Annotated in this window: 10 protein-coding genes; 5 read left to right on the top strand and 5 right to left on the bottom strand. The window is 66.5% G+C overall.

All coding sequences use genetic code 11. From position 1 onward, the window contains the following. Window positions 1-79 precede the first annotated feature (79 nt). The 4 genes from HSX14_RS25060 to HSX14_RS25045 all read right to left on the bottom strand — a co-directional run bounded on the left by HSX14_RS25060 (window position 80) and on the right by HSX14_RS25045 (window position 5,141). Complete coding sequence (locus HSX14_RS25060) at window positions 80-1,240, bottom strand: dipeptidase (protein WP_173172807.1); 1,161 nt, start codon at window positions 1,238-1,240, stop codon at window positions 80-82. A gap of 74 nt (window positions 1,241-1,314) precedes the next feature. Further along, the gene (locus HSX14_RS25055; protein ID WP_111263770.1) at window positions 1,315-2,253 is read right to left on the bottom strand and encodes a GGDEF domain-containing protein; all 939 of its coding nucleotides are present in this window, start codon (window positions 2,251-2,253) and stop codon (window positions 1,315-1,317) included. A gap of 293 nt (window positions 2,254-2,546) precedes the next feature. Beyond that, window positions 2,547-4,454: an acyl-CoA synthetase gene (locus tag HSX14_RS25050; RefSeq protein WP_173172809.1), complete on the bottom strand. Its 1,908-nt coding sequence runs from the start codon at window positions 4,452-4,454 to the stop codon at window positions 2,547-2,549. Between the two features lie 27 nt (window positions 4,455-4,481). Next, window positions 4,482-5,141: an alpha/beta hydrolase gene (locus tag HSX14_RS25045; RefSeq protein ID WP_173172811.1), complete on the bottom strand. Its 660-nt coding sequence runs from the start codon at window positions 5,139-5,141 to the stop codon at window positions 4,482-4,484. Between the two features lie 474 nt (window positions 5,142-5,615). Between HSX14_RS25045 and HSX14_RS25040 the strand changes: the two genes are divergently transcribed. The 4 genes from HSX14_RS25040 (at window position 5,616) to HSX14_RS25025 (ending at window position 9,772) form a co-directional block, all read left to right on the top strand. Next, window positions 5,616-6,644, top strand: a complete 1,029-nt coding sequence (locus HSX14_RS25040) for an amino acid ABC transporter substrate-binding protein (protein WP_111263767.1) — start codon at window positions 5,616-5,618, stop codon at window positions 6,642-6,644. 63 nt (window positions 6,645-6,707) lie between these two features. Beyond that, complete coding sequence (locus tag HSX14_RS25035; RefSeq protein WP_173172813.1) at window positions 6,708-7,892, top strand: amino acid ABC transporter permease; 1,185 nt, start codon at window positions 6,708-6,710, stop codon at window positions 7,890-7,892. A 10-nt stretch (window positions 7,893-7,902) separates the two neighbouring features. Continuing rightward, entirely contained in the window at window positions 7,903-8,997 is a 1,095-nt protein-coding gene (locus tag HSX14_RS25030) for an amino acid ABC transporter permease (protein ID WP_173172815.1), read from the top strand. Window positions 8,998-9,010: 13 nt separating this feature from the next. Next, a complete protein-coding gene (locus tag HSX14_RS25025) occupies window positions 9,011-9,772 on the top strand; it encodes an amino acid ABC transporter ATP-binding protein (protein ID WP_111263764.1) in 762 nt (253 codons plus the stop codon). Between the two features lie 453 nt (window positions 9,773-10,225). On the opposite strand, the gene HSX14_RS25020 is transcribed toward HSX14_RS25025, so the two are convergent. Continuing rightward, window positions 10,226-11,176, bottom strand: coding sequence for a GlxA family transcriptional regulator (locus tag HSX14_RS25020; RefSeq protein WP_173172817.1), 951 nt, complete (start codon window positions 11,174-11,176; stop codon window positions 10,226-10,228). A 116-nt stretch (window positions 11,177-11,292) separates the two neighbouring features. On the opposite strand from HSX14_RS25020, the gene HSX14_RS25015 reads away from it, so the two are divergent. Further along, the gene (locus tag HSX14_RS25015; RefSeq protein WP_111263762.1) at window positions 11,293-11,763 is read left to right on the top strand and encodes a nuclear transport factor 2 family protein; all 471 of its coding nucleotides are present in this window, start codon (window positions 11,293-11,295) and stop codon (window positions 11,761-11,763) included. Window positions 11,764-11,783 lie beyond the last annotated feature (20 nt).

Below are 11,783 nucleotides of genomic sequence, written 5' to 3'. Positions count from 1 at the left end.
ATTGTCGTGGGCAGCCGCTCTGTTCCGGGCCTTTCGGCGCTACAGGGAGGCGCCGCCCCTGGGGGCGGCGCGTGGGACGTCACTCGGTGGGCAGGCTCGCCAGGAGCAGGCGCTGGACGTTGCCGCCCATGATCTTGGCGATGTCGCCCTCGCTGTAGCCGGCTTCCTGCAGGCCCTGGGTCAGCTGGGGCAGGCCGGTGGTGTCGAAGGGCGCATGGATGGTGCCGTCGAAGTCCGAACCCAGGGCGACGTGGTCGACGCCCACGAGGTCGCTGGTGTAGCGGATGGCCTTGACGATGGCCTTGACCGAGGTGTCGCAGACGGCGGTTTCCCAGTAGCCGATGCCGATCACCCCGCCGGTGGCGGCGATGCGCCTGACGTGGTCGTCGCTGAGGTTGCGCGGGCCGGGGCAGGTGCCTTCGACGCCGCCGTGGGAAACCAGTACCGGGCGCTCGGCCATCTCCAGCACGTCGTCGATCAGCGCGCGCGAGGCGTGGGCCAGGTCGATGATCATCTTCTTCTCTTCCAGGTGGGCGACCACACGGCGGCCGAAGCGGGTCAGGCCGCCTTTCTCCATGCCGTGCGCGGAGCCACCGATCTCGTTGTCGAAGAAGTGGGTCAGCCCGGTGATGCGGAAGCCCGCGTCATACAGGCGGTCGACGTTCTCGATCTTGCCTTCCAGCGGGTGCAGGCCCTCGGTGGCGAGGATCGCGGCGACGCGGTTCGGGTCCTTCTTCCAGGCGGCGATGAAGGTCTCGAGGTCGGCGCGGGTGCGCACCTGCACCAGCTTGCCGTCGCTGCCTTTGGCCGCCGCGGCGAGCTTCTCGCCCTGGTACAGCGCGCGTTCCAGCAGGCTGCTCCAGGTGCGTGGCGGCCAGCGCTGGGCCATGGCGAGCACGGTGATGTTGTCGCTGTCGGCGTCGTTCCTGTCGTAGTTGATGCCACGCGGGGTCTTGGTGACGGTGGAGAACACCTGCAGCGCGACCTTGCCTTCGAGCAGGCGCGGCAGGTCGCTGTGGCCGAAGTCGTGGCGTTCCAGCAGGTCGCGCTGCCAGAGCAGGGCATCGTCGTGCAGGTCGGCGATGAACAGTTTCTCGTGCAGTTTGTTGGCGGCCTCGCTGGCCGGGTAGGGAGCGGGGGACTCGACGCTGTTCATCCGCCGGTCGAGCACGCTGGGCAAGGTGAAGAACACCGCCAGGCCGATCACGACCAGTACCAGCAGGATCAGGAGTTTGCGCATTGAGGGAGCTTCCGGGCTTCGTTGTTGTAGTGGCCCGGAACTCTAGCAAGGCCCTCGCCGCGCTGCAGCAGGGCTTAGCCGTTAAGGCAGTTACGCCCCTGCAACTTGGCCTTATAGAGGGCGGCGTCGGCGCGGGCGATGAGGTCCTGCAGGTCGTCCTTGGGCTGCATCTGGGTCAGGCCGATGGAAACCGTGACGCCGGGCAGTATCCCCACCGGCGAATAGAAGGAGGGCACCTGCTCCAGGCTCATGCGCAGCCTTTCGCCGATGTTGCGCGCCTCCTCCACGGCGATCTCGGGCAGCAGGATGACGAATTCCTCGCCGCCGAAGCGGGCCATGCTGTCCTTGGGCCGCAGCTGGTTGCGCAGGGTGTGGGCCACCAGGCATAGGGCGTAGTCGCCGGCCAGGTGGCCGTGGCGGTCGTTGTAGGCCTTGAAATGGTCGACATCGAGCATCAGCAGGCACATGGGGTGGCCATTGAAGGCACAGCGGGTGCTCTCGCGCTCGTAGATGTGTTCCAGCCAGCGCCGGTTGTAGAGGCCGGTGAGGGTGTCGACGTTGGCGTTCTGCTCGGTGTCGAGAATGATCCGGTTGCCGGTGCGCACGCGCTCGCAGAGCAGCTCCAGGAGGTTCTGCATCATCTGCGGCGATTGCTGGAACAGCTTGGACAGCGCCTCGCGGTGCAGGCGCAGGACGGTGCTGGGGCGCGTGGCGACCACGTAGGCGGAAGGGTGGTCGTTGTCGATGAAGCTGATCTCGCCCGCGCAATCACCGGCTTCCAGGGTGGACATCGGCTGGTTGTCGAGCGAACCCAGGTAGACCTGCAACTGGCCATCGAGCAGCAGGTACAGGTACTGGTTGCGGTTGAAGGGGGAGAGCAGGACCTCGCCCTTTTCCAGGTCGCAGGCGGCGAACTCCTGCAGGATCTGCTGCAGGTTGTTGGCGGCGACGTTCTGGAACAGTCGCTGACGTCCGAGCAGCTGTGGATCGGCCTGCCAGTGCGCATTCTTCATGGGCTACATCTGACCTGGGGTAGCAACTGGGTGAGCTGGCATCGCAAAACACTCCATGTCTTTGCGTTGAAAACCGTTATCGACCTTATGCCCGCCCCCAACGGCTTTCAATGCTTGGCGCAAGGTAGGCCGACCAGTGGTTTGGAAACAGTAGCAGCGTCACATTCCCGGGCAATCGTGTCGGACAATGTGCATTTCTGCGGAAGTGGTCTCGTTCGAGCGGGGCGGCAGAGGCCCTGGGGCGGGCCTTGCGGGGAATTCCGCCCCCGGCCGTGCACCGGGGGCGTGAGGCGTCAGGCCTCCTGGTGCAACTCGTAGCGCACGGCGAAGCCGGCCAGCCGTTGCTCCAGGGCGGAGCGGCGCTGGTCGTGCAGGTCGGGCACGCGGATGTGGGCGAGCTGGCCGTGGCGGTCGTCGGCACGCACCTCGACGCTGAGGCCGGGGGCCAGCGGCGCCAGTACCTGCTCGAAGACCCGGCGGATGGCGTCGTGGCGCAGGGTCGGCTTGAAGGTCTTGCCCACCGCCGTGACCGGCAGCGCGTCGATGATCCACACGTCCTTGGGCACCGCCGCGCGCTCCGGCACGTGGTCGGCGGCGTGGGCCAGCAGCTCGGCCTCGCTGGCCTGCTGGCCGGGCTTGAGCTGGACGTAGACCACCGGCAGCTCGCCGGCCTTCTCGTCGGGCTTGCCGACGGCGGCGGCCATGGCCACGGCGGGGTGGCCGTGCAGGGCTTCCTCGATCATCTGCGGGTCGATGTTGTGGCCGCCACGGATGATCAGGTCCTTGCTGCGGCCGGTGAGCCAGATGTAGCCGTCGGCGTCCATGCGGCCCAGGTCGCCGGTGTTGAACCAGTCGCCATCCACCCAGATGCCGGCGTTCTTGCCGGCCTGCAGGTAGCCCTTGAACACGGTGATGCCGCGCAGGCAGACGTTGCCGATCTCGTTGGCCCGCGCATCGCGGAGGAAGGCGCCCTGTTCGTCGAGCACCTTGATCGCCACTTCGCAGTAGGGCATGCGCAGGCCGATGGAGCCTGGCCGACGTTCGCCCGCGCTGGGGTTGCCGCAGCTGCCGCAGGTGCCTTCGGTGAGGCCGTAGCCCTCGATCAGGGTGAGGCCGGTCTTGGCTTCGAACTGGCGGATCAGCTCCACCGGCATCGGTGCCGCGCCGCACAGGGCGTAGCGCAGGCTGGAGAGGTCGTGGCCCTCGCTGGGCACCTGCAAGAGCCCGGCATAGATGGTGGGCACGCCGCTGAAGAAGCTCACCCGGTAGCGCTCGATGATCGTCCAGAAGTTCTGGATCAGCGCGGTGTTGCGGTAGCCCTGGGGCGTGGCCAGCAGGACCTGCGCGCCACTGAAGAAGGGAGCGAGGCCGGTGACCATCACGCCGTTGACGTGGAACAGCGGCAGGCCGCAGAGGGTCACGTCGCCCGGGCCGAGGTTGATGGTGTAGGCGAGGATCATCGCCATCGCCACCTCGTTGCGGTGGCTGTGCGGCGCGAGCTTCGGCGTGCCGGTGGTGCCGCCGGTGTGGAAATAGGAGGCGATGTCGTCGGGGGCGATGACCCGGCCGCTTTCCAGGTGGTCGGCGGGGCAGCCGGCGATCAGCTCGTCGAAGTCCAGCACCCCTTCCGGCAGGGCGCCGCGCTGGGCCTTGAGGCCGCTGCGCTGGGGCTCGGGCAGGTAGTTGGCCAGATCGACCGTGACGATGGCCTTGAGGCCCGGCAGCTCGTCGCGCAGGCCGGCGACCTTGTCCCACAGGTCGGTGCCGGGGAAGGGCGCCAGGGTCACCAGCACCTCGGAATCGGCGGCGCGCACCAGTTCGGCGATGTGCTCGGGGTCGAGCAGCGGGTTGATGGCGTTGACGATGCCCGCCGCCTCGCCGCCCCACAGGGTGAAGTGGGTGTGCGGCAGGTTGGGCAGCAGGAACGACACCGCCTTGCCGGGTCGCACGCCCAGGCGGTGGAAGGCGTTGGCGGTGCGCGTGACCTGCGCCAGCAGCTCGCCGTAGCTCAGCTGCCAGGGCGCCTCATCGGCCGTACCCTGCATGAGGAAGGTCATGGCGATGGCGTCCGGGGCGCGCCGGGCGCTCTGGCGGATCAGCTCATAGGTGCTGTCCGGCATGCCGCGTTGCTGCAGCGAAACCTGCTCGATCAGCTCGATGTCGCGCAGGGAGGTGATGGGCGGTACGGGAGTCTGGGTCATGGCCAATTCTTGTTGTGGGTTGACGGATCAACGGGCCAGTCGTGCGCTCAGCCAGGCGCCGATATCGCGGATTTCCTCCGGCAGCACTTCGTGGCCCATCGGGTAGTCCTGCCACTGCACCGGGACGCCGGCGGCGGCGAGCTTGTCGTGTGCGGCACGGCCCATGGCCAGCGGCACCACGTCGTCGAAGGTGCCATGCAGGCTGAAAACCGGCAGTTGTAGTTTTGTATCCGGCAGCGCCAGGGTGTCGCCGAAGGTCGGCGCATAGGTGGAGAGCGCCAGCACCCCGCCGAGGGGGCCTTCCCAGCGCAGCAGGCCGGTGTGCAGCACCACGGCGCCCCCCTGGGAGAAGCCGGCGAGGACGATGCGTGCCGGATCGATGCCGGCATCGCGCTGGGATTCGATCAGGGCGATCACGCGTTGCGCCGATTCCTCCAGCTGCGCCTGGTCGATGGCCCGCGCGGGGCTCATGGCGAGGATGTCGTACCAGGAGGGCATGGCGTAGCCGCCATTGATGGTCACGGCGCGGGTGGGGGCCTGGGGCATGATGAATCGGGTGGTGGCCAGCAGTTCCTGCAGCGCCTCGGCCACCGGCAGGAAGTCATAGCGGTCCGCCCCCAGGCCATGCAACCAGATGACGCACGCATCGGCTGCTTGTGTGGGCTCCAGAATCAACGGATTACTCATGTGTGGCTCCAATTCGGGGCACTTGCACCAAAACGGTGCTGGCGCCGGGCGGTGATGTGGTCTATCTGTGAAAAATATGTCGCACCAACAAAACTTTCCCTATTGACCTGTCGGAACCGTCATACAGGCACTGTGCTGGTACGGGGATTGCTAAACAGCTGCAGACTTAATAAGCGGCCTGCGCAGCGGTAACACTTCGCGGGGCGTTCAACGGGTTGGGCGTCGATCCAGGTCGGCGCCTTGCAAACGACCGGTGGCACGTTCCCGACGTGACGGTGGTCGAAAATCCGTCTCCAGCCCATTCGACCAATGGGCGAGGAGGGAGGCCGGTGGCGCGCGGAGCAGCGCCAACTAGACTTCCTCCTTAGGTCCGATTCCCCGGTTGACCGTCGTTTCGCGCGGTTGAACCTGCCTCACGAGGGTACGGCGGTAGGACCGAGACTCCAACACAAAAAAAAGCAACTGGAGGTTTTGATGAAGATGGTGAAATCCACCCTGGCTGTGCTGACTGCGGCAGCTGTTCTCGGTGTCAGCGGCTTCGCTCAGGCGGGCGCCACCCTGGATGCGGTCAAGAAGAAAGGCTACGTGCAGTGCGGCATCAGTGACGGCCTCCCGGGCTTTTCCTACGCCGACTCCAAGGGCGAATACAAAGGTATCGACGTCGACATCTGCCGCGCCGTAGCGGCGGCCGTGTTCGGTGATGCGAGCAAGGTCAAGTTCAGCCCGCTCACCGCCAAGGAGCGTTTCACCGCGCTGCAGTCCGGCGAAGTGGACATCCTCTCCCGCAACACCACCTGGACCAGCTCCCGCGACGCGGCGATGGGCCTGAACTTCACCGGCGTGACCTACTACGACGGCCAGGGCTTTTTGGTGAACAAGAAGCTCGGCGTCTCCAGCGCCAAGGAACTCGATGGCGCCACCGTCTGCATCCAGGCCGGCACCACCACCGAGCTGAACCTGGCCGACTACTTCCGCGCCAACGGCCTGAAGTACACCCCCATCACCTATGACACCTCCGACGAGAGCGCCAAGTCGCTGGAATCGGGCCGTTGCGACGTGCTGACCTCCGACCAGTCGCAGCTGTACGCCCAGCGCATCAAGCTGGCCGCGCCGGACGAGTACGTGGTGCTGCCGGAAGTCATCTCCAAGGAACCCCTCGGCCCAGCCGTTCGCCAGGGTGACGAGGAGTGGTTCGACATCGTGCGCTGGAGTCTGTTCGCCCAGCTGAACGCTGAAGAGCTCGGCGTCGACTCGAAGAACGTCGTGGAAACCGCCAAGTCCACCAAGAACCCGGACGTGGCTCGCCTGCTGGGTGCCGAGGGTGACTTCGGCAAGGATCTGAAGCTGCCCAAAGACTGGGCCGTGCAGATCGTCAAGCAGGTCGGCAACTATGCCGAGATCTTCGATCGCAACGTCGGTGCCGGCAGCGAGCTGAAGATCGAACGCGGTCTCAACGCCCTGTGGAACAAGGGTGGTCTGCAGTACGCACCGCCGGTGCGCTGACCCACCGCGCTGCCGCCCGCGGATGCGGGCGGTAGCGTCCAGTTCCAACCGACGAGGGCTGTCATGCAGAAAACTTCCCAAGCCCCGCGTGTCCGTGGATCGGTCCTGACCGACCCGCAGACGCGCGCGTGGCTATTCCAGATCATCGCCGTAGTCGCCGTCGTGGCGTTCGGCTGGTTCCTCTTCCACAACACCCAGGTCAACCTTGAGAAGCGCGGGATCATCTCCGGCTTCGGCTTCCTCGACCAGAGCGCCGGCTTCGGCATCTCCCAGCACCTGATCGACTACAAGGAAAGCGACACCTACGGTCGCGTCTTCTTCATCGGTCTGCTCAACACGCTGCTGGTGACCGTGGTCGGCATCATCCTGGCGACCATCCTCGGCTTCATCCTCGGTGTCGCGCGGCTGTCGCCCAACTGGCTGATCCGCAAGCTGGCGACGGTCTACATCGAGACCTTCCGCAACATCCCGCCGCTGCTGCAGATCTTCTTCTGGTACTTCGCCGTGATGCTGCCCATGCCGGGCCCGCGGCAGAGCATGAACTTCGGCGACACCTTCTTCATCAACAACCGCGGCCTGTACATGCCGTCGCCGAACATGGCCGAGGGCTTCTGGCCCTTCCTGATCGCCGTCGCGCTGTCGGTGGTGGCCATCGTCGTGCTGTGGCGCTGGGCCCGTGCGCGCCGCCACGAGACCGGCCAGCGCTTCCCCGTGCTGCTGAGCTCCATCGCCATCCTGGTGCTGGTGCCCGGCCTCTCGGCCCTGGTGCTGGGCAGCCCCTTCCACTGGGAAGTGCCGCAACTGACCGGCTTCAACTTCCGGGGTGGCTGGGTGGTCATCCCCGAGCTGATCGCCCTGATGCTGGCGCTGTCGATCTACACCGCCGCCTTCATCGGCGAGACGGTGCGCGCCGGCATCCAGTCGGTCAGCCACGGCCAGACCGAGGCGGCGCACTCCCTGGGCATCCGCCCCGGGCAGACGCTGCGCCTGGTCATCGTGCCGCAGGCCCTGCGGGTGATCATCCCGCCGCTCACCAGCCAGTACCTGAACCTGGCGAAGAACTCGTCCCTGGCCGCCGGCATCGGCTACCCGGACATGGTCTCGCTGTTCGCCGGTACCACGCTCAACCAGACCGGCCAGGCCATCGAGGTCATGGCGATCACCATGAGCGTCTACCTGGCCATCAGCATCAGCATTTCCCTGCTGATGAACTGGTACAACAAGCGCATCGCGCTGATCGAGCGGTGAGGGCACTGACATGACATCGCATACCTTCAAGCCCGACCAGCCGCCACCCAGCACAGTGGTGGGCCCGGTCGCCTGGCTGCGTCACAACCTGTTCGCCAGCCCGCTGCACGTGGTGCTCACCGCACTCTCGCTGTACCTGCTGTGGCTGATCATCCCGCCCATCCTCAACTGGGCCTTCATCCACGCCACCTGGACCGGCACCACCCGAGCCGACTGCACCGGCGAGGGCGCCTGCTGGGTCTTCGTGCAGCAGCGCTTCGGCCAGTTCATGTACGGCTTCTACCCCAGCGAGCTGCGCTGGCGCGTGGACGTCACCGTGTGGCTGGCGATCATCGGCGTGGCGCCGCTGTTCCTCAAGCGCACCCCGCACAAGGCCTTCTACGGCATCGGCTTCCTGATCCTCTACCCGCTGCTGGCCTTCTGGCTGCTGCATGGCGGGCTGGGGCTGCAGGAAGTGTCGACCAGCCGCTGGGGCGGCCTGATGCTGACCCTGGTGATCGCCTACGTGGGCATCGCCGGTGCATTGCCGCTGGGCATCCTGCTGGCGCTGGGACGGCGTTCGAAGCTGCCGGCGATCAAGGTCATCTGCGTGACCTTCATCGAGTTCTGGCGCGGCGTGCCGCTGATCACCGTGCTGTTCATGTCCTCGGTGATGCTGCCGCTGTTCCTGCCCGAGGGCATGAACCTCGACAAGCTGCTGCGCGCCCTGGTGATGGTGATCTTCTTCGAGGCGGCCTATATCGCCGAAGTGGTCCGTGGTGGCCTGCAAGCCATCCCCAAGGGCCAGTACGAAGCCGCCGCCGGCCTCGGCCTGGGCTACTGGCGCAGCACCGCGCTGGTGATCCTGCCGCAGGCCCTGAAGATGGTCATCCCCGGCATCGTCAACACCTTCATCGCCCTGTTCAAGGACACCAGCCTGGTGATCATCATCGGCCTGTTCGACCTGCTCAACAGCATCAAGCAGGCGACCACCGACCCGAAATGGCTCGGCATGTCCACCGAAGGCTACGTATTCGCCGCCCTGGTCTACTGGATCTTCTGCTTCAGCATGTCGCGCTATTCCATGCGCCTCGAACAGAAGCTGAACACCGGGCACAAGCGTTAGGAGAGAGATTCGAATGAGTGAAGCCATCCAGAAAGACGCCGCTGCGCCGATCATCCAGCTGCAGGGCGTGAACAAGTGGTACGGGCAGTTCCACGTGCTCAAGGACATCAACCTGAACGTCAAGCAGGGCGAGCGCATCGTCCTCTGCGGCCCGTCCGGCTCCGGCAAGTCGACCACCATCCGCTGCATCAACCGGCTGGAAGAGCACCAGCAGGGGCGGATCATCGTCGACGGCACCGAGCTGACCAACGACCTCAAGCAGATCGAGGCGATCCGCCGCGAAGTGGGCATGGTGTTCCAGCACTTCAACCTGTTCCCGCACCTCACCGTGCTGCAGAACTGCACCCTGGCGCCCATGTGGGTGCGCAAGCTGCCCAAGCGCAAGGCCGAGGAAATCGCCATGCACTACCTGGAGCGCGTGCGCATCCCCGAGCAGGCCAACAAGTTCCCCGGCCAGCTCTCCGGCGGCCAGCAGCAGCGCGTGGCCATCGCCCGTGCGCTGTGCATGAAGCCTAAGATCATGCTGTTCGACGAACCCACCTCCGCCCTCGACCCCGAGATGGTGAAGGAAGTGCTCGACACCATGGTCGGCCTCGCCCAGGACGGCATGACCATGCTCTGCGTGACCCACGAGATGGGCTTCGCCCGCACCGTGGCGGACCGGGTGATCTTCATGGACAAGGGCGAAATCGTCGAACAGAACGAACCCAATGCGTTCTTCGACAACCCGCAGAACGAGCGCACCAAGCTGTTCCTCGGGCAGATCCTGCACTGATCGCCAGTGCATGACGGAAAGGGGCCTTCGGGCCCCTTTTTCATGTCCGACGGGGTGATTTCAATGGCGATGTCTGCATTGGCCGTTGTGGATTCCACTCAGAAGTTCAAGCGCGGTGCTTTCCGGGCATTGATGGACTCCTGACGCATTCACAGCATGGGTTTCGCTTCGCTCGCGGAACGCCGCCCGACACATCCTACGAAAAGCCGTGCGTGCATCGATGCGAGAAATAGAGCCCCTAGCCCGGACTTCAGTCCGGGAATGCCGGCCACGCCGTTCCCGCGCTGAAGCACGGGCTACGGTATTGCGCTGATCGCAGGCTGCCGTACCGAGGAGCGAGGCAACGTACCAGGCATATAAAGCTTCGCGAGCAGAGCTCGCTCCTACGGCCCGGACGTTGCTGCATGACCTGTAGGGGTGACTTCAGTCGCCCATGTGTGCGAACGCGTGAGGCTACGACTGCTCGCGCAAGCGCCGACGGAAGGCCCCCGGCGTCTCCCCGCACAGCTGCTTGAACAGCTTGGCGAAGGTGGCGCGGTCGGCGTAGCCCACCTGTTGCGCCACCTGCTCCAGCGAGCGCGCAGGGTTGCGCAGGGCGGACTGGGCGGCGGCGATGCGCAGGCGCTGCACGTAGTCGTTCGGCGTCAGGCCGGTGGCGGTGCGGAAGCGCCGCAGCAGGGTGCGGGTCGAGCAGTGCGCGCGTTCGGCCAGGCCCTTGAGGTCGATGGGCTCGGCGTGGTGGCGTTGCAGCCAGGCCAGCAGCGGGCCGAGCTGCGCGTCTCCCGGCACGTCCGGCAGCAGCGGGGTGAAGCGTGACTGGCGGCCGCGCTCGCGGTCGAACACCAGCGCGCCGGCCACCCGTTGTGCCAGCCAGTCGCCGCCGTGCCAGGCGATCAGGTGCAGGCACAGGTCGAGCCCGGCCTGGGCACCACCGGAGCAGAACAGGTTGCCGTCCTCGGTGAGCAGCTCATCGGGTTGCAGGCGCACCTGCGGGAAGCGTTGGCGGAAGGCGCCGGCCAGCGCCCAGTGGGTGGTGGCACGGCGGCCGTCGAGCAGGCCGGCGGCGCCGAGCAGGAAGGCGCTGCTGCACAGGCTGGCCACCTGCTGGGTGGCCGGGCGCCGTGCCAGCCAGGCCAGCAGTTCCGTGTTGCCGGCGATGCTGCGCTCCACCGCGCTGCCGGTGGCGGGCAGCATCACCAGGCGGGCCCCGGCGGCCAGGGCCAGGTCGCCGTCGACGCGGATGCTGGCCATGCCCAGGTCCACCGGCTGGCCATCGCGGCTGACCCGCAGCACCTCGAACAGCGCCTCACCGGCCAGGGTGTTGGCCAGGCGGAAGGCGTCGTCGGCCATGGCCAGGCTGGAGCAGACCGTCTGTGGGCAGACCAGCAAGGCGATGCGGATCATCGGGTGGGTCTCCGTAAAGGGTGGCGATTATTGCCACAAAGTTGGCGATGCAGCCAATCGCCGCCCGGCGGAAAGCCGTCGATACTCTCCTCACCCCAATCGCCACGAGCCTCGCCATGAGCCATCCCAACGCCGCCCTCATCGAACGCTTCTACCGCGCCTTCCAGGTCCTGGACGCCGAGACCATGGCCGCCTGCTACGCCGCCGACGTGCGCTTCGCCGACCCGGTGTTCACCGACCTGCGCGGCAGCGAGGCCGCCGACATGTGGCGCATGCTGGCCAGCCGCGCCCAGGCCTTCTCGCTGACGTTCGATGGCGTCGAGGCCGATGACCACGAGGGCCGTGCGCGCTGGGTCGCCACCTACCTCTTCAGCCAGACCGGGCGCACCGTGGTCAACCGCATCGAGGCGCGCTTTCGCTTCGAGGACGGCCTGATCGTCGAGCACCGCGACAGCTTCGACCTGTGGCGCTGGGCCCGCCAGGCGCTGGGCGCCAAGGGCCTGCTGCTGGGCTGGCTGCCGCCGGTGCAGAACGCCATCCGCCAGCAGGCGGCCCGAGGCCTGGCGGCGTTTCGTGCACAACGCTGAACCCGCTGCCGGCCATTGGC

Source organism: Pseudomonas tohonis (assembly GCF_012767755.2).
GTDB lineage: Bacteria > Pseudomonadota > Gammaproteobacteria > Pseudomonadales > Pseudomonadaceae > Metapseudomonas > Metapseudomonas tohonis.
The sequence above is the reverse complement of the archived record's forward strand: the minus strand, read 5'-3'. Positions and strand labels throughout refer to the sequence as shown.

What these genes read in the sequence shown, in the direction of transcription:
- HSX14_RS25060 (WP_173172807.1), bottom strand. Translation starts at nt 1,240, where the DNA reads ATGCGCAAACTCCTGATCCTGCTGGTACTGGTCGTGATCGGCCTGGCG.
- HSX14_RS25055 (WP_111263770.1), bottom strand. Translation starts at nt 2,253, where the DNA reads ATGAAGAATGCGCACTGGCAGGCCGATCCACAGCTGCTCGGACGTCAG.
- HSX14_RS25050 (WP_173172809.1), bottom strand. Translation starts at nt 4,454, where the DNA reads ATGACCCAGACTCCCGTACCGCCCATCACCTCCCTGCGCGACATCGAG.
- HSX14_RS25045 (WP_173172811.1), bottom strand. Translation starts at nt 5,141, where the DNA reads ATGAGTAATCCGTTGATTCTGGAGCCCACACAAGCAGCCGATGCGTGC.
- HSX14_RS25040 (WP_111263767.1), top strand. Translation starts at nt 5,616, where the DNA reads ATGAAGATGGTGAAATCCACCCTGGCTGTGCTGACTGCGGCAGCTGTT.
- HSX14_RS25035 (WP_173172813.1), top strand. Translation starts at nt 6,708, where the DNA reads ATGCAGAAAACTTCCCAAGCCCCGCGTGTCCGTGGATCGGTCCTGACC.
- HSX14_RS25030 (WP_173172815.1), top strand. Translation starts at nt 7,903, where the DNA reads ATGACATCGCATACCTTCAAGCCCGACCAGCCGCCACCCAGCACAGTG.
- HSX14_RS25025 (WP_111263764.1), top strand. Translation starts at nt 9,011, where the DNA reads ATGAGTGAAGCCATCCAGAAAGACGCCGCTGCGCCGATCATCCAGCTG.
- HSX14_RS25020 (WP_173172817.1), bottom strand. Translation starts at nt 11,176, where the DNA reads ATGATCCGCATCGCCTTGCTGGTCTGCCCACAGACGGTCTGCTCCAGC.
- HSX14_RS25015 (WP_111263762.1), top strand. Translation starts at nt 11,293, where the DNA reads ATGAGCCATCCCAACGCCGCCCTCATCGAACGCTTCTACCGCGCCTTC.